Source organism: Poseidonibacter parvus, from assembly GCF_001956695.1.
Lineage (GTDB): Bacteria > Campylobacterota > Campylobacteria > Campylobacterales > Arcobacteraceae > Poseidonibacter > Poseidonibacter parvus.
In genome coordinates this window covers 2,244,201-2,265,426 of sequence record NZ_CP019070.1, presented here as the reverse complement: position 1 = coordinate 2,265,426, position 21,226 = coordinate 2,244,201, and the positions used below count along the sequence as shown (strand labels likewise).

At 27.2% G+C, this 21,226-nt stretch carries 28 protein-coding genes; 12 read left to right on the top strand and 16 right to left on the bottom strand.

Annotated elements, in window-relative coordinates; all coding sequences use genetic code 11:
- Nucleotides 1-294: 294 nt before the first annotated feature.
- Nucleotides 295-927: a dethiobiotin synthase gene (gene bioD / locus LPB137_RS11150; RefSeq protein WP_076088055.1), complete on the bottom strand. Its 633-nt coding sequence runs from the start codon at nt 925-927 to the stop codon at nt 295-297.
- Between the two features lie 69 nt (nt 928-996).
- Between bioD and LPB137_RS11145 the strand changes: the two genes are divergently transcribed.
- From LPB137_RS11145 to LPB137_RS11125, 5 genes are all read left to right on the top strand, one after another.
- Nucleotides 997-1,296 (top strand): ATP-dependent Clp protease adaptor ClpS, encoded by a 300-nt coding sequence (locus tag LPB137_RS11145; RefSeq protein ID WP_076088053.1) that lies wholly within the window; start codon nt 997-999, stop codon nt 1,294-1,296.
- Nucleotide 1,297: 1 nt separating this feature from the next.
- Entirely contained in the window at nt 1,298-3,514 is a 2,217-nt protein-coding gene (clpA, locus tag LPB137_RS11140; RefSeq protein ID WP_076088051.1) for an ATP-dependent Clp protease ATP-binding subunit ClpA, read from the top strand.
- Nucleotides 3,515-3,617: 103 nt separating this feature from the next.
- Nucleotides 3,618-4,457 carry a c-type cytochrome gene (locus LPB137_RS14780; RefSeq protein WP_322898827.1) on the top strand — a complete coding sequence of 280 codons (840 nt, stop codon included), beginning with the start codon at nt 3,618-3,620 and terminating at the stop codon, nt 4,455-4,457.
- Between the two features lie 80 nt (nt 4,458-4,537).
- Entirely contained in the window at nt 4,538-5,209 is a 672-nt protein-coding gene (gene aat, locus LPB137_RS11130) for a leucyl/phenylalanyl-tRNA--protein transferase (protein WP_076088049.1), read from the top strand.
- Nucleotides 5,210-5,282: 73 nt separating this feature from the next.
- The gene (locus LPB137_RS11125) at nt 5,283-5,507 is read left to right on the top strand and encodes a restriction endonuclease (RefSeq protein ID WP_076088047.1); all 225 of its coding nucleotides are present in this window, start codon (nt 5,283-5,285) and stop codon (nt 5,505-5,507) included.
- A gap of 22 nt (nt 5,508-5,529) precedes the next feature.
- Here the strand turns inward: LPB137_RS11125 and LPB137_RS11120 are convergent, their stop codons facing one another.
- Genes LPB137_RS11120 through LPB137_RS11105 form a run of 4 tightly spaced genes read right to left on the bottom strand, consistent with a single transcriptional unit; the run spans nt 5,530 to nt 7,937 of the window.
- Nucleotides 5,530-6,564, bottom strand: a complete 1,035-nt coding sequence (locus tag LPB137_RS11120; RefSeq protein ID WP_076088045.1) for a sensor histidine kinase — start codon at nt 6,562-6,564, stop codon at nt 5,530-5,532.
- Nucleotides 6,551-7,195, bottom strand: a complete 645-nt coding sequence (locus LPB137_RS11115; protein WP_076088043.1) for a response regulator transcription factor — start codon at nt 7,193-7,195, stop codon at nt 6,551-6,553. The genes LPB137_RS11120 and LPB137_RS11115 overlap by 14 nt, the downstream gene beginning before the upstream one ends.
- The gene (locus LPB137_RS11110; RefSeq protein ID WP_076088040.1) at nt 7,192-7,449 is read right to left on the bottom strand and encodes a hypothetical protein; all 258 of its coding nucleotides are present in this window, start codon (nt 7,447-7,449) and stop codon (nt 7,192-7,194) included. Before LPB137_RS11110 ends, LPB137_RS11115 begins: the two co-directional genes overlap by 4 nt.
- A complete protein-coding gene (locus tag LPB137_RS11105; RefSeq protein ID WP_076088038.1) occupies nt 7,446-7,937 on the bottom strand; it encodes a hypothetical protein in 492 nt (163 codons plus the stop codon). Before LPB137_RS11105 ends, LPB137_RS11110 begins: the two co-directional genes overlap by 4 nt.
- 132 nt (nt 7,938-8,069) lie before the next feature.
- Between LPB137_RS11105 and LPB137_RS11100 the strand changes: the two genes are divergently transcribed.
- Together LPB137_RS11100 and LPB137_RS11095 are read left to right on the top strand one after the other, a co-directional pair.
- Nucleotides 8,070-8,291, top strand: coding sequence for a VF530 family protein (locus tag LPB137_RS11100; protein WP_076088036.1), 222 nt, complete (start codon nt 8,070-8,072; stop codon nt 8,289-8,291).
- A 65-nt stretch (nt 8,292-8,356) separates the two neighbouring features.
- Entirely contained in the window at nt 8,357-9,103 is a 747-nt protein-coding gene (locus LPB137_RS11095; protein ID WP_076088034.1) for a ferredoxin-thioredoxin reductase catalytic domain-containing protein, read from the top strand.
- A 30-nt stretch (nt 9,104-9,133) separates the two neighbouring features.
- Here the strand turns inward: LPB137_RS11095 and LPB137_RS11090 are convergent, their stop codons facing one another.
- From LPB137_RS11090 to panB, 3 genes are read right to left on the bottom strand one after another with little or no spacing between them, the layout of a single operon-like run.
- Entirely contained in the window at nt 9,134-10,180 is a 1,047-nt protein-coding gene (locus LPB137_RS11090; protein WP_076088021.1) for an AI-2E family transporter, read from the bottom strand.
- Nucleotides 10,177-11,205, bottom strand: coding sequence for a Holliday junction branch migration DNA helicase RuvB (gene ruvB / locus LPB137_RS11085; protein WP_076088019.1), 1,029 nt, complete (start codon nt 11,203-11,205; stop codon nt 10,177-10,179). The genes LPB137_RS11090 and ruvB overlap by 4 nt, the downstream gene beginning before the upstream one ends.
- A gap of 2 nt (nt 11,206-11,207) precedes the next feature.
- Complete coding sequence (panB, locus tag LPB137_RS11080) at nt 11,208-12,017, bottom strand: 3-methyl-2-oxobutanoate hydroxymethyltransferase (protein WP_076089359.1); 810 nt, start codon at nt 12,015-12,017, stop codon at nt 11,208-11,210.
- 148 nt (nt 12,018-12,165) lie between these two features.
- Between panB and trpA the strand changes: the two genes are divergently transcribed.
- The 4 genes from trpA to LPB137_RS11060 are packed head-to-tail and all read left to right on the top strand — an operon-like array spanning nt 12,166 to nt 14,263.
- Nucleotides 12,166-12,921, top strand: a complete 756-nt coding sequence (gene trpA / locus LPB137_RS11075; protein WP_076088017.1) for a tryptophan synthase subunit alpha — start codon at nt 12,166-12,168, stop codon at nt 12,919-12,921.
- Between the two features lie 2 nt (nt 12,922-12,923).
- Complete coding sequence (locus tag LPB137_RS11070; protein WP_076088012.1) at nt 12,924-13,661, top strand: arginyltransferase; 738 nt, start codon at nt 12,924-12,926, stop codon at nt 13,659-13,661.
- Nucleotides 13,651-13,881 (top strand): hypothetical protein, encoded by a 231-nt coding sequence (locus LPB137_RS11065; RefSeq protein WP_076088010.1) that lies wholly within the window; start codon nt 13,651-13,653, stop codon nt 13,879-13,881. Before LPB137_RS11070 ends, LPB137_RS11065 begins: the two co-directional genes overlap by 11 nt.
- Nucleotides 13,874-14,263, top strand: a complete 390-nt coding sequence (locus LPB137_RS11060; RefSeq protein WP_076089357.1) for a hypothetical protein — start codon at nt 13,874-13,876, stop codon at nt 14,261-14,263. Before LPB137_RS11065 ends, LPB137_RS11060 begins: the two co-directional genes overlap by 8 nt.
- Before the next feature lie 21 nt (nt 14,264-14,284).
- Here LPB137_RS11060 and feoB read toward each other — a convergent pair whose 3' ends face one another.
- Both feoB and LPB137_RS11050 read right to left on the bottom strand, forming a co-directional pair.
- Nucleotides 14,285-16,390: a ferrous iron transport protein B gene (gene feoB / locus LPB137_RS11055; RefSeq protein WP_076088008.1), complete on the bottom strand. Its 2,106-nt coding sequence runs from the start codon at nt 16,388-16,390 to the stop codon at nt 14,285-14,287.
- Nucleotides 16,380-16,607 (bottom strand): FeoA family protein, encoded by a 228-nt coding sequence (locus tag LPB137_RS11050; RefSeq protein WP_076088006.1) that lies wholly within the window; start codon nt 16,605-16,607, stop codon nt 16,380-16,382. The genes feoB and LPB137_RS11050 overlap by 11 nt, the downstream gene beginning before the upstream one ends.
- A 178-nt stretch (nt 16,608-16,785) precedes the next feature.
- Here LPB137_RS11050 and LPB137_RS11045 point away from each other — a divergent pair, with 178 nt between their 5' ends.
- Entirely contained in the window at nt 16,786-17,223 is a 438-nt protein-coding gene (locus tag LPB137_RS11045; protein WP_076088004.1) for a Fur family transcriptional regulator, read from the top strand.
- A 31-nt stretch (nt 17,224-17,254) separates the two neighbouring features.
- Here the strand turns inward: LPB137_RS11045 and LPB137_RS11040 are convergent, their stop codons facing one another.
- The 6 genes from LPB137_RS11040 to LPB137_RS11015 all read right to left on the bottom strand — a co-directional run bounded on the left by LPB137_RS11040 (nt 17,255) and on the right by LPB137_RS11015 (nt 21,108).
- Complete coding sequence (locus LPB137_RS11040; protein WP_076088002.1) at nt 17,255-17,752, bottom strand: flavodoxin; 498 nt, start codon at nt 17,750-17,752, stop codon at nt 17,255-17,257.
- A 9-nt stretch (nt 17,753-17,761) separates the two neighbouring features.
- Nucleotides 17,762-18,532 carry a hypothetical protein gene (locus tag LPB137_RS11035; protein ID WP_076088000.1) on the bottom strand — a complete coding sequence of 257 codons (771 nt, stop codon included), beginning with the start codon at nt 18,530-18,532 and terminating at the stop codon, nt 17,762-17,764.
- On the bottom strand, nt 18,532-18,861 hold the full coding sequence (locus LPB137_RS11030; RefSeq protein WP_076087998.1) for a DUF2325 domain-containing protein: 330 nt from the start codon (nt 18,859-18,861) through the stop codon (nt 18,532-18,534). The genes LPB137_RS11035 and LPB137_RS11030 overlap by 1 nt, the downstream gene beginning before the upstream one ends.
- A gap of 234 nt (nt 18,862-19,095) precedes the next feature.
- On the bottom strand, nt 19,096-20,169 hold the full coding sequence (locus LPB137_RS11025; RefSeq protein ID WP_076087996.1) for an Opr family porin: 1,074 nt from the start codon (nt 20,167-20,169) through the stop codon (nt 19,096-19,098).
- Between the two features lie 188 nt (nt 20,170-20,357).
- The gene (locus LPB137_RS11020) at nt 20,358-20,663 is read right to left on the bottom strand and encodes a hypothetical protein (protein WP_076087994.1); all 306 of its coding nucleotides are present in this window, start codon (nt 20,661-20,663) and stop codon (nt 20,358-20,360) included.
- A 55-nt stretch (nt 20,664-20,718) separates the two neighbouring features.
- Nucleotides 20,719-21,108 carry an NUDIX hydrolase gene (locus tag LPB137_RS11015; protein WP_265936471.1) on the bottom strand — a complete coding sequence of 130 codons (390 nt, stop codon included), beginning with the start codon at nt 21,106-21,108 and terminating at the stop codon, nt 20,719-20,721.
- Between the last annotated feature and the right edge of the window lie 118 nt (nt 21,109-21,226).

Sequence of the window (21,226 nt, the reverse complement as noted above, 5' to 3'; positions counted from 1 at the left end):
TCTTTGTATGTTGAATTTTCTTTTCTTACTGTTTTTAACTCTATTAGTATATAGAATAAAACTGATGTGAAAGTTATACATTATTTAAAATGAATTGTTTTTATGTAAAAAAAAATAGTGTTTTTACTTAAGTTTAAATTCAAAAAACTAGAACAAATACCATGACTAAGGGAAAGAAAACTTAAAGAGAAGGGAAAAATATGCAAAAACACTAGGAAAAGTGATGTAAATTTAAGAATAATAAAGAATAAAATATTGCAAATTTACAAATTCTTTTGCAAATTTACAATATTTCTATAAATCATCTAAAAATTGAAGTGTTTTAAAATGGTCTTTTAAAAATGGTTCGGAAACTTTTTTGAAGCTATCTTTATCTTGATATAAATTAATAAAAAATTCAAAATCAATATTTCTATTTTTAAGTGCTTCAATTGAAAGTAGGGTATCATTTATACATCCAAGTTTAGAAGGTGTAATTAAAATCGTTTGACTCTCAAACTCTTTTATTAAATCAATAATAAATAAATTAGCTTCAAGTGGAACCATTAATCCTCCCGCACCTTCAATAATAAGTACATCACACATTGATTGTAAATAAGCTTGCTTTTGTTTTAATACTTCTAAAGATATTCTTGTATCTTCTTTTGCAACATAAGGTGCTGCTGGGAGTTTAAATTGATAAGGTACTACATCGTTTATATTGGCTTTAAAATCTTTGTTTAGCTCTTTTGTTAGATTTAACATCTTTGAACCATCTATTGGTTGTGTGATAACACCTGTTTCACAAGGTTTGAAGTAACCTACTTTTAAGCCTTTTCTTGAAAAGTATCTTAAAAACTTTTCACTTGCATAAGTTTTTCCTACATCTGTATTTGTAGCAGTAATGAAAATGGATTTATTTTTATAGTAGTTAATGTCTTTATTCATATAATTTCTTTTTTGGTATAATATTTTTTTAAAAATTAGAATGGTATTTTATCATAAAAAAGGTTTGAAGTGAGTAACGAGATTGAAATAGAATTAGAAGATGATTTAGATTTACAAGAACCAAAAAAATATAAAGTTTTTTTATTAAATGACGATTATTCAACAATGGATTTTGTTATTGATGTATTAGTAAAAGTATTTAGAAAAAGTTTAGATGAATCATCAAATATTATGTTAAACATACATAATAATGGACGTGAAGTATGTGGAGTTTATACACATGAAATAGCTGCTACTAAAGTAGGGCAAGTTAAAACAATGGCAAGAGAAAAAGGTTTTCCTTTAAAAGCTGTCATGGAAGAAGAATAAAATGATAAGTAAAGAATTAAGAAGTATTTTTTCACAAGCAGTTAGTTATGCAAAAACTAGTAATCATGAATATTTAACTATTGAACATATTTTTTTAATGTTATTACATGATGAATCAATTGAGAATTTGTTTATAGATTTAGGTGTTGATAATAATAAATTATTTGAAGATACAAAAAAATATATAGAAGAAAATACACCTAAGTTACCAGAAGGAATTGATGATGAACCAATTGAAACAATTTCTTTAACTTCCACAATTGAATATATGGTTGCACATACACAAACAAGTGGTAGAGGAAATGCAAATGTAGAAGATATGTTTGTTGCAATTTTAAAAGATGAAAAGTCTTATGCTTTATATTTATTAAAATCTTTAGGAATTGAAAGAATTGATATTTTAGAAGAGATATCTCATAAAGAAGTTGATGAAACATCACAGCAAGAAGAGGGTGAAGAAAAATCTAATAAAGTTTTAGATAAAAATTCTTCTGAACTTGTAAGTGTTGCAAAAAAAGGTGAAATTGATCCTGTAATTGGAAGAGAAAAAGAAATTTCAAGAGTAATTGAGATTTTAAGTAGAAGAAAAAAGAATAATCCAATTTTAGTAGGAGAACCAGGAGTTGGTAAAACTGCAATTGCTGAAGGATTAGCCTTAGAAATTGCTCAAGAAAATGTTCCTGAATTTTTACATGATGCAAAAGTTTTTTCACTTGACATGGGTTCTATGATTGCAGGAACAAAATATAGAGGTGATTTTGAGAAAAAATTAAAATCACTTTTACAAGAAGTAGTAAAAGTTCCAAATGCCATTTTATTTATTGATGAAATTCATACAATTGTAGGAGCAGGAAGTGTTGGTGGTTCAGCAATGGATGCTTCAAATATTTTAAAACCAATGCTTTCAAATGGAAAACTAAGATGTATAGGTGCAACTACATTTGCAGAGTATAGAAATGATTTTTCAAAAGATAAAGCACTTTCTAGAAGATTTGCAAAAGTTGATGTGGAAGAACCTTCAATTGAAGATTCAATATTAATTTTAGAAGGTTTAAAATCAAAATATGAAGAGTTCCATGGAATTAAATATTCAAAAACTGCAATTAGAAGCGCAGTTGAGTTAAGTAAAAAATATATTACTGATAGATTCCTACCTGATTGTGCAATTGATGTTATTGATGAGGTTGGAGCTTCGAAGAAGATTTCTTTAGTATCTACACTTAAAACAAAATCAAAGAAGAATGTAACTATTTCTCAAGTTGATGTTGAAAATACAATTGCAAAAATGGCACATATTCCTGCTAAATCTGCTACAAAATCTGATTTGACTTTATTAAAGTCTTTAGAAAAGAATATGCAAAAAAGAGTTTATGGTCAAGATAAAGCAATTACAACAATTGTTCAATCAATTAAAAGAAATAAAGCAGGATTAGGTCTTGATAAAAAACCAATTGGCTCTTTTCTTTTTACAGGACCTACAGGTGTTGGTAAAACTGAAGTTGCAAAAGAATTATCATTACAATTAGGTATTCACTTTGAAAGATTTGATATGAGTGAATACATGGAAGCTCATACAATTTCAAGACTAATTGGAGCTCCTGCTGGTTATGTTGGTTTTGAGCAAGGTGGATTATTAACAGAAGCTATTAGAAAGCATCCTCATACAGTATTACTTCTTGATGAAATTGAAAAAGCACATCCTGATTTAATGTCAGTTTTATTACAAGTTATGGATAATGCCGAACTTACAGATAATGCAGGAAATAAAGCTGATTTCCAAAATGTAATACTAGTAATGACTTCAAATTTAGGAGCAACAGAAGCAAATGTTATGGGATTTGCTAAAAATGATAACTTAAATGAAAACAAAGCTATTAGTAAATTCTTTGCACCTGAGTTTAGAAATAGACTTGATAGTGTTGTTTCATTTGATAGTTTATCAATCGATGTTGTAAGTAAAGTTGTTGCTAAATTTATTACTGATTTAGAAGAACAATTAAGCGATAAGCATATCAAAATTAATATTACTAGCAAAGCTAAAAAAGAACTTGCAAGTATTGGTTATGACAAAGCTATGGGTGCAAGACCACTTAATAGAGTTATTTCTGATAAAATCAAAGATGTGTTAACAGATGAGATTTTATTTGGAAAACTTAAAAAAGGTGGAATTGTAAATATTGATTACAAAGATGAATTTGTATTTGAATATCTTGTGTAAAACACATTTTTTATACAATTTTAATTTATTATTATTCATATTTAATTACTTCTTTAAGATAAAGAAAGTAAAATTCAAAATTATTTTAAAAGGATCGAAGCAAATGAAAAAAATTTTAATTAGTTCTGCTGTAGCAGTATTATTATTAACAGGGTGTGGTGAAGATAAAAAGGTTACTACAGAAGTAGCAAAAGCAACTGAATCTGCAACTAGTACTGTTAGTGAAGCAGCAAAAGAAGTTAAAGAAACTGTTACTAAAGCAGCAACTGAATTAAAAACTACAGTTACAGATGCAACAACTAAAGTTGTTGATAATACTACTGCTGTAGTTAAAGAAACAACACAAAATGTTGTAGATACTGCTAAAGAAGCAATGGCTAATGGTTCAACTGATACTAAAGAAATGGCAGCAACTGCAGTTGCAACTGTAAGTGAAAAAGCAGTTGTTGCTAAAGATGCAGCAAAAGAAGTTGTTGCTGAAACAATGACAAAAGCTAGTGATACAGCAACAACTGCAGTATCTCAAACAGTTGAAAAAGCTAAAGCTGTAGCATCAGATGCTACAAATGCAGTTAGCGAAAAAGTTTCAAGTGCCGTTTCAACTACAGTTGCAGCTGCAACTGCAACAAAAGAAGCAACAGCTGAAAAAGTTGAAGCTGTTAAAACTGAAGCAGTTGCAAAAGTTGCAGATGCAAAACCTTCTATTAATGCTAAAGCATTATTTGGTGCGTGTGCTGCTTGTCATGGTCAAAATGGTGAAAAAGCTGCATTAGGTAAATCTCAAATTATTAAAGGTTGGGATAAAGCTAAAACAATTGCTGCATTAAATGGTTATAAAGATGGTTCTTACGGTGGAGTTATGAAAGGCGTAATGAAAGGTCAAGTAGCTACTAAAAGTGATGCTGAAATTGATGCTTTAGCTGGATTTATTTCTAACTTATAATATTTTAAATATAAAGAAGGGACATCCCTTCTTTATATAAACTTCTTTTTAGATATAATCTTAAAAAATAAGGCTTATATTTGAATATCTATCCTTTGGATAAAAACTCATATATCTTTCCAGACCCAAATTATGCAAATGATAAAGGTATCGTAGCTTATGGTGGTGATTTAAACCCTAATAGGATTATGACTGCTTACTTAAATGGTATTTTCCCTTGGTATAATGAATCTGACCCAATTCTTTGGTGGAGCCCAAATCCTAGATGTATTCTGCAATTAGATGAACTTAAAATATCTAAAAGTTTAAAAAAGACTATTAATAAAAATATTTTTGAAATTAAATTCGATACAAACTTTAGAAATATAATGATTGAATGTAAAAAAATACGCGAAGGAATAGATAAAAAAGGTACATGGATTTCAAATGAAATTATTGATGCCTATACTAAACTTCATGAAATAGGATTTGCACACTCTTTTGAAGCTTATTATGAAGGTGAATTAGTTGGTGGAGGATATGGTGTAAATATTGGTAATATCTTCTGTGGTGAATCTATGTTTGCTAAAAAAACAGATGCTTCTAAAGTTGCTTTTTTTCATTTAGTTCAAAGACTTAAAGAAAATGACTTTAAAATGATTGATTGTCAGATACCTAGTAATCATTTACAATCTTTAGGTGCAAAAACAATTGCTAGAAAAGAGTTTTTAAATCTTGTAAAAGAATCTTCTCATAATTGTAAAACTTTTTAAACTTATTTAAAACTAACACTTAACTTACACTCTTATCTTATACTTCCATACATTCAAATTAAGGAGAATGAAAATGAAAGTAACAAAATTAATAGCAGCTATAGCAATCGCTGCAAGTACAAGTCTATTCGCAAATGGAATTAGTAATGTTTCAGCTTTAGTTGAAGAAATCAACAAAACAAGTGATGCAAAAGAGAAACAAGTTTTAATGAAAAAGTTAGAAATTGAACTTTCTGTTATTGATAAAAAAGATCTTAGTCAAGCAAAAGAAATTATTGATACAAAATTAAAAAAATAATTCTAATTTTATTAGGTCAAATTTATGGGAATACAAGTATAACTTGTGTTCCTTTTTTTATTTCACTTTTTATATAAATATTTATATTTAAAACCTCACATAGTTGTTTTACAATACTCATTCCAATTCCTAGTCCGGCATCAGTTTCTTTATAGTATCGTTGAAATACTTTTTTTGTATCTTTTATTCCAATTCCTGTATCTTCAATTATTACTTGATTTTCACGTATTTTAATCGATACTTGACCATTTTTCTTATTATATTTACATGCATTAGTCATTAGATTGTCTATAATTCTATCTATACCATTTTTATTACTTTGAACTATTAATGGATTTAAGTCTTTAATAAATTTTATCTTAGGATATATTTTTTGTAGAACTTCTACTTTTTCATTGATTATTTCTTCTATGGAAATATTTTCATCTTTATTAATACTATTAGGTGTCATATATTCTAAGTTTTTATATAATGATGCAATACTTTTAGCACTTAATTCTATTCTTTCTATTTCATCAAAATCTCCACGTTTTCTTAATAGTTTAGAATTTAATAAAATTGAGGTTGCAGGAGTATTTAAATCATGAATAATATCTTTTAAAAAGTTTTCTAAGAGATAAAGTGCTTCTTTCATAGGTTTTAATGAATATATTGCAAATGCAATTGAGAGTAAGAAAAGTAAAAACAATATAATAAAACTAAATTTAAATATATCTGTTAAGAATTCATTATAAACTTTTTTATATTTATTTTTATCATATATAACTTTTAATAAATAAGGTCCAGTTGATGCTGTTTGGAAATATGCACATAAACCTTCTTTGCAATGATATATCTTAAATAACTGTTTTTTTTTATCATTTTCAATAATATCTAATGTAAATTTTTCTCCCTTAAAATCAAAGGTATAATCTTTCATTTGATAAAGTATATTTTGCTCAATATCATTTACTTTATCTTGGTGATACATATATAAAACTACAGAAGAAAGTAATAATAAAGGAATAAAAAATAGATATAAGGTTGTAAAAAATGATTTTTTTTCATAATTCTTCAAGTTTATATCCTATACCTTTTGTATTTGAGATATTAATATCTAGTACTTTTTTCAATTTACTTATTAAAACACGAAGCGCACTATCACTTGGTCTATTCATGTAATCAAAAAATGTTGATTTATTTACAGTCATATTTATATTTCTAATTAAGAGTGAAAATATTTCTTTTTCTACTAAGCCTAAGGCTACTTCTTCATTATTCTTAAATACTCTGTTTTCAAGTAAATCAAAAGTTATATCAGAATATTTAATAATTGGGTTTTTCCTTTTTAAAATAGCTTTAACACGTGCAAGTAATTCATCTAAATCAAATGGTTTTTTTATATAATCATCACAACCACAATCAAAACCTTCTAGTGTAGTTGTTATATCTCTTTTTGCAGTAATAAAAAAAGTTGGTGTTAAATCATCAGCTTGTCTTAAAAGTTTTAAAGTATCAAGTCCTGATAATAAAGGAACATTAATATCAAATAAATATAAATCATATTTATTTTCATAAGTGTACTCAAGGACTTCTTCTCCATCATTAACAAGTGTTACATCATAGTTTTCATCTTTTAGAATTTGAAGCATTGTTTGAGCTAGTATTTCATCATCTTCTAAGAGTAAGATTTTAGCTTGCTTAATCATTTTGATAAGGTATTTTGCTTGTAAAGTTTTTGAGGAATTTTTTTCTTTGCTTTTATAATTGCATCTGCTTCTTGTTGAGCTTTTTTATTTTCAGATGCTAATTTATCTTTTAATTCTTCAATTAGTTCTTTTTTCACTTCAGCTGTTGGCGCTTGATTAACTTTTTCTAATAATTTATTAACTTCTTTATTCTGTGCAAATGCAAAAGTTGTAAGAGATAATAAATATATTATAATTGTTTTTTTTAGTATCATTTTGCTTCTTTTTTTAATCTTTTAATTTCTAATTTCACTTTGTTTATTGGCGAAGTCTTATATTTACTTAGATTACATCTATTTCTTTTTGCTATAGTATATTCACGATTATAAGATTTTAATGCATTATTTATATTTTTAGCAAAGATACTTTGAGAATTACTTTCTATTAAAAATAATTGAGCTTCTGCACCAAGTATATCTTTTTGAATAAAATACCCTTTATTGAACTCTTTTTTGATATATAAAGAAGCATGATCCATGATTTTTCTATGTTTATTACAATATTTATAACTTTGAGTTTTCTTTTTTATTACAGCTTTTTTTATAGGAGTTTTTTTTGTTTCTTTTTTAATCTCATTTTTTACAATTGCTTTCTCAATATTTTTAGCTTCAACTTCAATATTTTTACTAGGGTTTATTGCTGAACATCCAGAAAAGACTAATAAAAAAAGTATTGTAAAATATGTTTGTTTTTGATTAAACATTTTGTCCTTTCTTATTTGTATATTATTCTTAAATAATAATTCTTTAAGTAATTATTATATAAAAAAAGGGATTAAAACCTAAATAAAATAAAAAGTTAAACTGCTATAATATATAAAATGATAAGGAATAAAATGGCTGGGAATAATGAGAATAATCCATTACATGGAATTAAATTAGAAATGATATTAAATGAACTTGTTGATGAATTTGGTTGGGAAGAATTAGATAGAAGAATAAAAATTAATTGTTTTTATAATAACCCTTCAATTAAATCAAGTTTAAAGTTTTTAAGAAAAACTCCATGGGCAAGAACGAAGGTCGAAAACTTGTATATTAAGACGTTTAAATCATAGAATATTGTAAAAACTAAAGTATATTATACTAAGATACATTTTTAAATTGAGAGGAATTTTATATAATGATAAAAAAAATAGATACAAATAGTGAAGAGTTTCAGACAGAATTAGAACTTACTAAACAATTCACAGATAAAGTAGTTGAAAACTTTAAATTTGCATATAATCCAAATGATGAAGTGAATGAATCAATTCAAATGGGACTTGCACGAAATAAAATGATTTATGGTAAAAGATATTGTCCCTGTTTTATGGTTATTGGTGAAACAAAAGAAGAACAAAAAGCTGCCGATAACCGATTATGTCCATGTAAACCTGCATTAAAAGAAGAGATTCCGCAAAAAGGTAATTGTCACTGTGGGATTTTCTGTACACCAGAATTTGCACAAACAAGTGCTAAAGAAGAAGAATTACATGATGCTATTGCAACTCATTCAAGAGGTTTAACTAAAGAAGAGTGTGCAGATTTACTTTTAAAAGAAGAAGTAAATTCAAGTGAATTAGAATCTTTACTTGAAGCTAGAGAATTAGGTTTTGTAAAATTTAATTTAATTGATACAAGAGAATGGATGGAATGGGTTGGAAGAAGAATTAAAGGTACAGATTATTTAGTTCCAACTACTTCATTTTATCAAGCACTTGAAAGAGTTGATGACCAAAAAAATACTCCTGTAGTTGTATATTGTTTAAGTGGTAGTAGATCAGCTTATTGTCAAAGAATTATGCTTGATTTAGGCTATAAAAGTGTTGCTAACTTAGATTATGGAATATCTTCATTCCAAGGTGAAACACTAAGTGGAGAAGAGTAAGACTCTTTATTTATAAGATGTATCCTTTTTTTAGGATACATCCTCTTTTGATTCTTCTGAATATTTTTTTAGTAAATGCATTATTGAAATAAAGAATGTAACCATTGCAGGTCCTATAATCATTCCCCAAAAACCAAATGTTGAAAGTCCAGCTACAATAGAAAAGAATATTAATATTTCATGTACTTTTGTAGGTGTTTTTACAACTTTTTGATTTATATATTTTATAATTACAGGTTTAGCAAAAGTATCAGCAAATACTGAAATCATAAGAATTGAATACACTGCAATTACAATTGCATTTGTAATTGAACCTGTTATTGCTTCATAGATTACCAAAGGAAGCCACATAATAACTCCTCCAATTACGGGAATTAATGATGCAAAACCATATAAAACTCCTAATAATAAACCGTCATATCTATAAAATGTTAGAAAAAACCCAAATAAAAACCCTTCAAAAATTGCTGTAATTATTACAGAATATAAAACAACTGTCATTACATTTGAGGATTCATAAAAAAGTGTAATTGAATCATCTTTTTTAATTGGTAATAACTCTTTTACAAAAGTAGATATAGTTGTTGAATATAAAGTAAAGAAGAAATAGAAAATTAAAATCAAAACCATATCCATCATAAACCCTGCAGAGTTTTTACCAATAGAACCACCTACTGCTAGTGTTTTTTGTGCAATTTGACCTACATCTATTTTTGTAAGAATAAAACTTAGTTGTTCTTTTATAAATAAGAAGTCATCTGAAAGGTTTTGTACCCAAAATTTTAAATTTGAAAACTCTTTTATTAAAGTTTGTTGATTAAGGTCATTAAAGTAATTAGCGAATGCAAAAATACAATACATTACAGGAATAAAAAATATTCCAGCAAGTGTAAGAGTCATCGTAACTGTTGCTATAACTCTACTGTTTAATCTATTTTCTAAGTATAGTGTTAAAGAATTAGTAGCAACTGCTAGAAGTAGGGCTACAAATAATGCTTTTAAAAATGGACTAAATAGCTCTACCATAAAAAATATTGTAATAGCAGCTATAAATATTAAGAAATAAACGGGCTTCAAAACAGACTACCTTCGTCATCTAATTTGCCACTATTAGGATATGAAAGTCTAAACATTTCATATGTTTTTATACTTGCAATTCTTCCTCTTGCTGTTCTTTCTATAAAGCCGTTTGCTAGTAAATATGGTTCAATTGCATCTTCAATTGTACCCTCATCTTCACTAAGTGCTGCGGCCATTGTAGAAAGACCCATTGGTTTACCTTTATTTGATACTAATAATTCAAGTAAATTAATATCCATTTCATCAAAACCACTTTCATTAACACCTAATTCATCTAAGGCATATTTACATCTTTTTAGGTGTATCTCGTCTTCATTTTCAACTTCAGCAAAATCACGTACACGTCTTAATAATCGTAAAGCAACTCTTGGAGTTCCTCTACTTCTTCTTGAAATTTCTTCTGCTGCATCATTTTGACAATATTTATTTAATTTTGTAGAGGCTATTTGAATAATTTTTGCTAATTCTTCATGATTATAAAATTGCATTCTAAAATGCATTCCAAATCTTTCTCTTAAAGGATTTGAAAGCATTCCTGCCCTTGTTGTCGCTCCAATTAGTGTAAATCTTGGTAAATCAATTTTAACAGTTTGTGCAGCAGGTCCTGAGCCAATTATAATATCAAGTCTATAATCTTCCATTGCTGGATATAAAATCTCTTCAACAGCAGGTGAGAGTCTATGGATTTCATCAATAAATAAAATATCACCTTCTTCAAGGTTTGTTAAAATCGCAGCTAAATCACCTGATTTTTCAATCATTGGACCTGCTGTAATTTTTATATTTGTATCCATTTCATTTGAAATTAAATACGAGATTGTTGTTTTCCCAAGTCCCGGAGGTCCATAAAAAAGTATATGATCTAAGGCTTCATTTCTTTTTCTTGAAGCTTCAATAAATACTTTTAAATTTCTTTTTATTTTTTCTTGACCAATATAATCATCCCAAGAAGAAGGTCTTAAATTAACTTCATTATTATCCTCTTCAAAAGATACTGATTCAACCTCTACAATTCTTTCCATACTTAGTATTCTTCATCTTTAGAAGGGAAAGTTGAATCTTGAACATCACTTCTATACTGATTTACGGAATTTTTTACTAATTGTGCTCCATCTAAATAATGTCTTACAAACTTTGGTTTAAAATCTTCAAAAAAGCCTAACATATCAGACCAAACTAATACTTGTCCATCTGTTACATTTCCTGCTCCAATTCCAATTACAGGAATAGAAACAGCATCAGTTATTTTTTTTGCAACATGGCTTAGAACACCTTCAACTACAATAGAAAAAGCTCCTGCTTTTTCTATTGCAATAGCATCTTTTATTAGTTGTTCTTCATCTTCTTTTGTTTTTCCTCTAACTTTATAGCCACCTTCACTTCTTACATATTGTGGCATTAAGCCAATATGTCCCATTACTGCAATTGAATTTGAAGTTAAGTGTTTAATTATATGTGCTCTGTCTTCGCCACCTTCAATTTTAACAGCGCTTGCGTTAGTTTGTTGGTAAACTTTTACAGCGTTTTGTAAAGCTTGATTTTCATTTATGTATGTTCCAAAAGGCATATCTAAAATGACAAAAGCCTTAGAAGCACCAGCACATACTGCATTTGTATGATAAATCATTTGCTCTAACGTTGCTGAAAGAGTATCAGGTTTTCCTGCAAAACTCATATTTAAACTATCACCTACTAAAATCATATCTGCTATTTCTTCAAAAAGTTTTGCAAATAGTGCATCATATGCTGTTATCATTGTAAGTTTTTTATTATTTTTATAATTTATAATTTTTGTAATATTCATTTTTTCAAAATCATTTTTTATAATACTCATTTTGTATTTTCCCATTTATTAATATAATAGATATTTTAGCAAAAAAATCTTTCTAATAAATAAATAAAACTTTCAAGAGTTTTTTAAAGAGAGAATAAACTTGATTTTAGATAATATATATGTTAATAATTGAATAGGATATAGTTAAATGAATGAAAATATTGATAAAAAACTTGTAGGATATATTACAGCTTCATACCCAGAAAACAACTTTACAGTTGATTTAGCATTAAGTATGAAAGAAGCTGGTGTTGATTCCTTAGAATTGGGAATTCCATTTTCAGATCCAGTTGCAGATGGTCCTGTGATTGAAAAAGCAAATTTACTAGCACTAAATAATGGGTTTAAATTAAATGACCTTTTTGAAGTTTCTTCAAAAATAGCACCACATATGGATACTTTATGGATGGGATATATGAATCCTTTTTATAGATATGGAATTGAAAAATTCTTACAAAAAGCAGATGAATATGGGATTACTGGAACTATTATTCCTGATTTACCTTTTGAAATGGCAGGCAGTTTAACACCTTTATATGAAAAATATAATAAGGCAAATATATCATTTGTAGCACCAACAGATAGTGATGAACGTATAAAAGAAATTATTACTGATAGTAAAAAGTTTATTTATATGGTTGCTTACGCAGGAATTACAGGAAGTGGACAAAGTGAAGATTTAAGTACTATTATTTCAAATGTAAGAAAATATACAAATACACCTTTATATATCGGTTTTGGTGTGGATGAAAATACATGTAAAGAAAAATCACAAGGTGTAGATGGAGTAATTGTTGGAAGTACTTTTGTTAAACATATAATTGATGATTCTTTATCTTATAATGAAAAAATTACTAAAATCTCTGCAATTGCAAAAGAGATAAAAGAAAAAATAAACGAATAATCATGCATATTTTAAATAAAGATATTGAATTTGTTGAAGAGCAAAGATCTTGCTCTTATTTTGAAGATAATATATCAGATATTAGATATAAATATATGTATTCATGCTCTCCAAATTCATATCAAGCTATGCTAGAACGTGGTTGGAGAAGATTTGGAAGAATGCATTTTGTACCTGAATGTAATACATGTACAAAATGTGTTTCTATGCGAATTGATGTAAAAAATTATAAATTCTCTAAATCTGAAAATAGGGTAATTAATAAAAATAAAGATACAAAACTTTATATAAGACCTCCTTCTATGACTATGGAGCATTTGGATTTATATGATAAGTATCATGAATTTATGAATAGAAAAAAAGATTGGCCTTATTCTCCTATTGAACCTAATGAATATTCAAAATCTTATGTTGAATCTAAAGAAGAGTATGCAAAAGAGTTTTTATATATGAGAGATAATAAACTTATTGGTGTTGCATTAGTTGATATGCTACCTAATGCTATTTCTTCAATTTATTGTTATTATGACCATGATTATGCAGATTTATCATTAGGAAAGTTTTCTATTTTGGCACAAATTAAAATTGCAAAAGAGATGAATGTTCCTTATATTTATTTAGGTTATTGGATTAAAGATCATTATTCTATGGGATATAAAGAAGCATATACACCTTTTGAAGTATTAGTAAATAGACCTAGTTTAGATGAAGAAACAATTTGGGAAAAATATGAATTATAATGTTGTAGTAATCATAAGTATTGTTATTTGTGCTATACTATCTCTTTTATTGAGTTATTATGGAGCTTTACTAGTATTAGATGAAAAGAGTGGACTTTTTAAAGTAACCCAATTAATTATAGCAATTGTGTCAATGACAACATTTTACGCACCAATAAAACATCTATTAATTAAATATATGGATGTAGAAGAAGATGAAAGTGAGAATAAAAATGATTAAATACTTGTTTCCTTTTTTATTTTTAATAACAATACTTAATGCTGAAAATATTAATACACAAGATGATGAATTAATAGATAATGAACCTATAGATTATTCAAATGAACTTAAAATCGAACCTTCTGTTGATTGTTTGATTTTACAAGATGAGAATTCTATTATTTGTAAATTTGAAAGAAATAGAATAAATGTAGATCAAGAAATTGTTGTTCAATGGATTGACCCACAAGGGGATATTTCTAGAAGTAGAAATATGATAGTTCCTGCGGGACATGGTTCAATTTATGATTTTAGATATATAAATGGAAGACTTTCTGGAGATTGGGTTTTTAGAGTTATTGAAAATGAAAAAGTATTTGAATCTAAATTTGAACTAAAATAATTAATTGTATAAGATTAAATCTTATACAATTAACTTCGTAATATTATATGCTACAAATGCTAATACCCAAGCTGTTATAGTTGTAAATACGAATAAATAAACTAAATATTTCCATCCTCCAGCTTCTTTCGCAAATACCATTGATGCAGCTAAACAAGGTAAGTAAATCATTACAAATACTATAAATGATACTGCTGATGCAAAAGGTATATTATTTCTTATCTTCTCAATAAGTCCTTTTGAATTTTCATCATTTTCTTCCCCTAAACCATATAAGATACCTAGCGTAGAAACAACGATTTCTTTTGCAGCAAGACCAGTTTCTAAGGCTATCGTCATTTTCCAATCATATCCTAAAGGTGCAAAAAGTGGCTCTGAAAATTTACCAATAATACCTAAATATGAATTCTCTAAATTATATAAAGCAAGTTTATCTGATAAATATTGCTGTTCTTCTTCACTTACAGCTTGCTCGATTTTTACTGAATATTCATCTTCAATTAATGGATATTTAGGATAGTTTGAAGCAAACCAGATTAATATTGAAGCTGCTAAAATATATGTTCCAGCTTTCTTTAAATACATATAAGCTTGGTTTGAAACGGTATGCCATATTAGTTTTGTTGAAGGCATTCTATATTTTGGCATTTCCATTACAAAAGGTTCATCTTCACTTTTAAATACTACAATTTTTAATACCTTAGCTGCAATTAATCCTAAAATTGCACCAGAAATATATATTAGAAATATTATATTTCCAGCATTTTCAGGTGAGAAAAAAGCACCAGTAAAAAGTACATAAATAGGTAATCTTGCACCACAAGACATAAATCCAATAATAAATAATGTAAGTAATCTATCTTTTTCATTTTTTAAAGTACGTGCTGCCATGTAAGCTGGAACTGAACATCCAAAACCTGTAACTAAAGGAATAAATGACTTTCCATGAAGTCCAAATTTATGGAAAAATCCATCTAATAAAAAGGCTACTCTACTCATATATCCAGTTGTTTCAAGCAAGGTAATACCAAAGAATAAAATCACAATATTTGGCACAAATAAAATAACTGCACCTACACCTGCTATTGCACCATCTGCAATCATGGATGAAATTTGATTATCTCCTAGGACTTGTTTTGTTGCATCAATTAAACTTGCAAAAAATGAGTCAATCATATCCATAGGAATATTTCCAAGTACAAAAGTTAATTGAAATATTCCCCACATTAGGAAAAGAAAAATTGGAATACCAAATATTTTATGAATTAAAATTGAATCAATTTTTTCAGTTAGTGTTTTTGCAGTTGAAATTTTTTGCTTAGTTGTTTCTGTAACTGCACCTTTTGCAAAAGCAAATTTTTCATCATTAAATATATCTTCTATATTTTTAGTATTATAGTGAATATACATATGTTCAAAAGCATGATTTAAAATAGGTTGTAACTTAACCCATATTGGTTCATCATGGAACATTTTATAGGTTTGCTTATCTTCTTTTAAAAGTTTGAGTGCTAGTTCTCTAAAAGTACAATGTGTTTTAAATCCAGTATCTTTAAATAAATTTGAAATATTTTCAATTTCTTCTTCAATTACATCTGAAAATATTAATTTTGTTGGAAGTTTTTGATCTTCAAACTTTTTTACAATTGCTTCAACTAGTTCATTAATACCAATATTCTTTGCAGCACTAGTTTTAAAACAAGGTTTTCCAAGAATTTTACCTAATTGCTTCTCATCAATTTGTATTGATTCTTTTTGTGCTTCATCAATCATATTTAATGCAATAATCATTTTTTTATCTAATGCTAATAATTCTGATGTTAAGTAAAGATTTCTTTCTAGATTTGTTGAGTCTAATACATTTAATATTATGTCATAAGGAGAATTATCCAAAAACTCTTTTGTAACTTTTTCTTCTAGTGTATAGTCATTTAAAGAATAAGCACCCGGTAAATCAGTAATTTCGATTTTATAACCTTTGTAATCTAAAAATACTTCTTCTTTTGTAACTGTTACACCTGAAAAGTTTCCAACTCTTAATCTCGCATTTGATATAGAGTTAATAAGCATTGATTTACCAACATTAGGCTGTCCAACTAATGCAACTTTTATTACTTTATTGTTCATTTTCTATCTCGATTTTTTTAGCTTCTGATAATCTAATTGCAACTTTAGTTGTATTGATTCTTATCTCCATTGTACTTTTTGTTAAAGTCACTTCTTCTATATATACTTTTGAACCTTTTACCATTCCAAAAGAATAGAATCTATTCTTAAGTGCATTTTCGCAGTTTACTGCTTTTATTATTGCACTTTCTCCGATATTTAGTTTATCTAGAGTCATTGTTTACCTTTGTAAAATTAATAATGATTATTATAACGAAATTAAGATTACTAATACTTGATTGATATCAACTATTATTATAAGGATTATTGTCAAGGGATAATAATTGCTGTTGTGTTTTAAAAAAACTTTAGCTATACTATTTTCAAATTAGATAACTATTAAGAGGCACATTTATATGATTAGCACAGAAGAGGCAATTGAAGAACTAAAAAAGATTGTTAAGCAAAAAGGTCTTAAATATACAGAACAAAGAGAAATCGTATTAAATATATTAATTCACGCAGAAGACCATTTAACAGCTGAAGAAGTTTATAACGAAATAAAATCACAAGATAACAACTCAAATATTGGTATTGCTACAGTATATAGAGCACTTAGTTTTCTTGAAGAAGTTGATTTAATCACATCTATTAACTTTGGAACAGATGGTAAAAAATATGAAAGTAATGCAAAATCTCATCATGATCACTTAATTTGTACAGAGTGTGGTAAAATTATTGAATTTTTAGATGATGAAATAGAAAAAAGACAAGAAAGAATTGCTAAGAAGAATAAGTTTAAAATTACAAGTCACTCAATGCAACTATATGGTGTATGTTCAGATTGTCAATAATATATTAAGAGTTTGACCTCTTAATATATTTTTATAGAATATCAGCTTTGATATTTTCAGCCCATGATGAAATTCTTTCATCAGTCAAATCATCTTGATTATCTTCATCAATAACTAAACCTACAAATTTTCCATCTATTACAGCTTTTGAATCATCAAAATCATAACCATCAGTCGATGTAAAACCTACAATTTTAGCACCACTAGTACTTACTTGTTCATAAATAATTCCTAAAGCACTACAAAATTCATCAGGATAACCATCTTGATCACCTAAACCAAATAATGCTATTGTTTTATCTGTTAAATCAAGCGTTTTAAATGAATCCCAAGCTTCATCCCAATCATCATTTAATTCACCATCACCCCATGTTGAACCACCTAAAATCACTTTATCATATTCATTGATTTTTTCAACACTAGAAGAACTTAGATCAAAAATTTCAATCCCTCCAAGTTCACTTGCAATTTTATCTGCAATCTCTTCTGAATTTCCTGTACTACTTGCATAAAATAAGGCTGTTGACATTTTTAACTCCTATATATTTTTTCTTATAATTGACCTTAAAGAATAAGGTATTGCTTTTATTTGATATGTTTTATATTTTAATTCTTCTACATAAACTGGTATATGTCTAGTAAAATCATTATCTTTTGGATAAATTAAATATACTTGATTGTAATCTCCTTCTTTTATAACGTTTATTGCATGATTAACTTCTTTTTCAATATTTGGATCTTTTCTTTGAATATTTTTCCATGATGTATATATTTTAAGTGCACAAACATCTTTTTGTTTTATTGAAATTGAATCACCTAAGTCTAAAACTTCTTTGTCTTTATGTAGTTTTCTTAGTTTTTCAAGAACAAATTCATGAAATAAAAGATTTTTATCCATTAATAACTGCATCTTATTGTTTATAAAACAGTGTGATATTAACTTTGCTGCTGGTATTAGTTTTTTACTATTTACTATTAATCTTTGACTTGTTTTTGGATTGTAATAGTTATTTATGATTCTTGTTGAACTTGAACAAAGATTGAATTTTCTATTTTTATCAAAGTTATTTAATCTATTTAATTTGTGTAAAGGCAATAAGCTTTTAATTTTTGATTCAAATGCATTCTTTAAAGGAATTTTTGCAAAGTTTTTTTGTTCATATTTATTAAAATGACATATTGAATTTAAAACAAAATTACTAAGGTGTAAAAATAGTTGTCTTAATTTTACTTCAGAATCAAAAGTATCAAAGCCACATGGTAATAGCTCTTTTTTCCCATCAAATCCTACGAAATTAGTAAAGTCCATTATTTTTTTCCTTTACAATTGGCATAACATTGATCACAATTTTCAATTCCCATGATTTTTACATACTCTTCATATACACATGAAACTGATCTTTTTGCACAGATAAAAGGAATATTTTTCTTTTTAGCTTCATTTTTATATTTAAGCATTGTATTATGATTTAAAAATGATGTAAGCATTAAAATACAGTCAGTATCTTGTGGTACTTTCTTTTTTGGAGCTGAAGACTTTTTTCTTGCATCCCAATGATTGATTGTTTGGGCACCAAGACCTTTAAGCATTGTTGAAATTGAAGAGATTTGATCTCCTCCTATAATTAATACACTCATTTTATTTTCCCCACATACAAGTACAACCTGTAGGTTTCACTAGGTCTTTTTTATTTTTGATTACTAATTCATTCATAATTCAATCCTTATATTGATAATTGTTATTAGTATTATATATAATAAAGCTTAATCTTTTATTAATACTGATAGTAATTATCATTTAAATAAAAAGATATAAAAAAAGGGAAAAGACAAAAGCCTTTTCCCTTTTAGAATGTAATTAATTAGTATTTATTAAAATTCGTATGTAAGTGTTGCAGCAACCTTTGATTGATCAACATCTGCAATTTCATAATCAACATATAAAACTTCAGCAGATAAATTTTCTACAAAACTATACCCTGCACCAACAACAAACTCTTTATCTTTATTATTTGAATATTTAGCTTGAGCATATCCTGCTGATAATTCAATATCTGCAATTGTATATCCTGCACTTGCATATATAGTTTTTGAATCTGTTGCATATACAGAGTCACCAATTTCTTCCGTAGGGTCAATATTATCTCCAGCTGTTGCAATTGAAGAAATATCTTCATCTGTTTTAATATATCCAAGAGCTAAGTCAAGATTTGCTACTGATGTTCTAGCTTCTAGATTATAAATAGAAGCATCTTTTATTGAATTATCGTCTTCATTACTCTGTGCATAATGTCCTGTAAGTCCAAACATATCATTATCAAAAGTAGCTTTTAAACCATAGTAAGAAGCTACATCTTTTGCTTCATAAAAGTAAGGGTTTAGTACTAAACCTTTTAATGCTTCAAATTTCGCATCAATTAAATATACACCATCTTCTCCGATTTTTTCAAAATCTGTACTTTCATCAACACCAGCCGCTGCTTGTCTTCTTGCAAAAGCTGCTGTTATTTCAAGGTTATCCATTGGTGTTAGTTTTGCTAAAAGTGCATCATTGTAATCACCAATCCATTCTAAATCTATCTCTTGTCTACCTGCAATTATAGTTGCAATATTATTTGAGTATTTAATATTAGCTAATGTCATTAATGCATTATTTGCAAACTCACCATTATAGTCACCATCATTTTTACTTGATAATTCATGATTTGCTCTAAATCCAGCTTGTGCAGAAAATCCATTTACACTACCTGTTTCATAATTTAAACCAAATGTTGCAGATGAAAATCCTGATTTAGATGTTCCATCATCAACTTGTTGAGTGTACGCTGATAAATCACCTGATACACTTCCATTTTTGAAAGCTTCATTTACATTTTCAGATTCTGCATATGCAAAACTAGTTGATAAAATTACCGCGCTTGTAATAATACTTAATTGTTTTTTCATTTATTTTTCCTTTTTATATTTGAATTCTTAGGAGAAGTCATTTATTTGTGTGGAATAATAATGAAAGAAAGTTAAAAGTTAGCTTATATTGATTGTAGTTATCATTATATTTTATCTGCAAGTATTAATAATAAAGTTAATAATAATTGATATCATTTAGTGATTTAAAAAAAGAAAAGACTTAAAGTCTATTTCTTTTTTGTGCTTTGAGGTGCGTATTTGAAAAATACATAAAGTACTGCAACCATCACGAATACAGTAATAACAGACATGAAGCTTAGTTCTACTTCTGGACCTGTTCCTCTTTGATAGTTCTTTGGCATAAATAAAAACATCGTTGATAATAACATAAACGATGAAGTTGCAACTGCTATTAAGTGTGCAATTACTTTATGCATTTTTGTAATATAAAAATCTTTTACCATTTTCCAAGTTACAAAACCTGCTAAAAGTACTATAACTAATACTATGATTTTTTCATATTGTGGTTCCAATATTGTATCCTTTTTTAAAAGTTTCATATTTTATTATAATGTGCTTAAAAAGCACTTATTTTTTTGTATTAAAGTTCTTAACAAAATCTCTTAAAATTTCTGCATGATCAAAAACTAGTTTTTCATAAGGAATATCTTTTATAGGATAGATATAAACTTCTTTTGCATCATCAGCTGCTTTTGGTGTTCCATAAGCTTTACATACAAAAACGCATGATGCGCAATGAAATCTTTTATCTCTTTTTGGGTTTGAATAAACACCTTGAAGTTTTTCAATACTCACATCTAAAGTTACTTCTTCTTTCATTTCTCGTATTGCTGCATCTTCTACACTTTCACCTACATCTACAAAGCCACCAGGAATTGCTATTCCTTTTGGTTCATTTAATCTTTGTATTAAAACTATTCCTTGAAATTCTTCTTTAGTATTATAGAGCTTAATTATTCCATCTGCTGCTAAATAGGGTGTTTTTAATTCAAAATTTGCGATTTTATATCCTTTTTTAAATATTTATTATTATATCAATTTTATAATTTAATATATTTAATTACCTTGTAATAAA

What these genes read in the sequence shown, in the direction of transcription:
- trpA (WP_076088017.1), top strand. Translation starts at nt 12,166, where the DNA reads ATGAATGAAAATATTGATAAAAAACTTGTAGGATATATTACAGCTTCA.
- ruvB (WP_076088019.1), bottom strand. Translation starts at nt 11,205, where the DNA reads ATGGAAAGAATTGTAGAGGTTGAATCAGTATCTTTTGAAGAGGATAAT.
- LPB137_RS11065 (WP_076088010.1), top strand. Translation starts at nt 13,651, where the DNA reads ATGAATTATAATGTTGTAGTAATCATAAGTATTGTTATTTGTGCTATA.
- LPB137_RS11050 (WP_076088006.1), bottom strand. Translation starts at nt 16,607, where the DNA reads ATGACTCTAGATAAACTAAATATCGGAGAAAGTGCAATAATAAAAGCA.
- LPB137_RS11040 (WP_076088002.1), bottom strand. Translation starts at nt 17,752, where the DNA reads ATGTCAACAGCCTTATTTTATGCAAGTAGTACAGGAAATTCAGAAGAG.
- LPB137_RS11070 (WP_076088012.1), top strand. Translation starts at nt 12,924, where the DNA reads ATGCATATTTTAAATAAAGATATTGAATTTGTTGAAGAGCAAAGATCT.
- clpA (WP_076088051.1), top strand. Translation starts at nt 1,298, where the DNA reads ATGATAAGTAAAGAATTAAGAAGTATTTTTTCACAAGCAGTTAGTTAT.
- LPB137_RS11100 (WP_076088036.1), top strand. Translation starts at nt 8,070, where the DNA reads ATGGCTGGGAATAATGAGAATAATCCATTACATGGAATTAAATTAGAA.
- LPB137_RS11125 (WP_076088047.1), top strand. Translation starts at nt 5,283, where the DNA reads ATGAAAGTAACAAAATTAATAGCAGCTATAGCAATCGCTGCAAGTACA.
- LPB137_RS11060 (WP_076089357.1), top strand. Translation starts at nt 13,874, where the DNA reads ATGATTAAATACTTGTTTCCTTTTTTATTTTTAATAACAATACTTAAT.
- LPB137_RS11095 (WP_076088034.1), top strand. Translation starts at nt 8,357, where the DNA reads ATGATAAAAAAAATAGATACAAATAGTGAAGAGTTTCAGACAGAATTA.
- bioD (WP_076088055.1), bottom strand. Translation starts at nt 927, where the DNA reads ATGAATAAAGACATTAACTACTATAAAAATAAATCCATTTTCATTACT.
- feoB (WP_076088008.1), bottom strand. Translation starts at nt 16,390, where the DNA reads ATGAACAATAAAGTAATAAAAGTTGCATTAGTTGGACAGCCTAATGTT.
- LPB137_RS11025 (WP_076087996.1), bottom strand. Translation starts at nt 20,169, where the DNA reads ATGAAAAAACAATTAAGTATTATTACAAGCGCGGTAATTTTATCAACT.
- LPB137_RS11030 (WP_076087998.1), bottom strand. Translation starts at nt 18,861, where the DNA reads ATGAGTGTATTAATTATAGGAGGAGATCAAATCTCTTCAATTTCAACA.
- LPB137_RS11115 (WP_076088043.1), bottom strand. Translation starts at nt 7,195, where the DNA reads ATGATTAAGCAAGCTAAAATCTTACTCTTAGAAGATGATGAAATACTA.
- LPB137_RS11035 (WP_076088000.1), bottom strand. Translation starts at nt 18,532, where the DNA reads ATGGACTTTACTAATTTCGTAGGATTTGATGGGAAAAAAGAGCTATTA.
- LPB137_RS14780 (WP_322898827.1), top strand. Translation starts at nt 3,618, where the DNA reads ATGAAAAAAATTTTAATTAGTTCTGCTGTAGCAGTATTATTATTAACA.
- LPB137_RS11045 (WP_076088004.1), top strand. Translation starts at nt 16,786, where the DNA reads ATGATTAGCACAGAAGAGGCAATTGAAGAACTAAAAAAGATTGTTAAG.
- LPB137_RS11110 (WP_076088040.1), bottom strand. Translation starts at nt 7,449, where the DNA reads ATGATACTAAAAAAAACAATTATAATATATTTATTATCTCTTACAACT.
- LPB137_RS11105 (WP_076088038.1), bottom strand. Translation starts at nt 7,937, where the DNA reads ATGTTTAATCAAAAACAAACATATTTTACAATACTTTTTTTATTAGTC.
- panB (WP_076089359.1), bottom strand. Translation starts at nt 12,017, where the DNA reads ATGAGTATTATAAAAAATGATTTTGAAAAAATGAATATTACAAAAATT.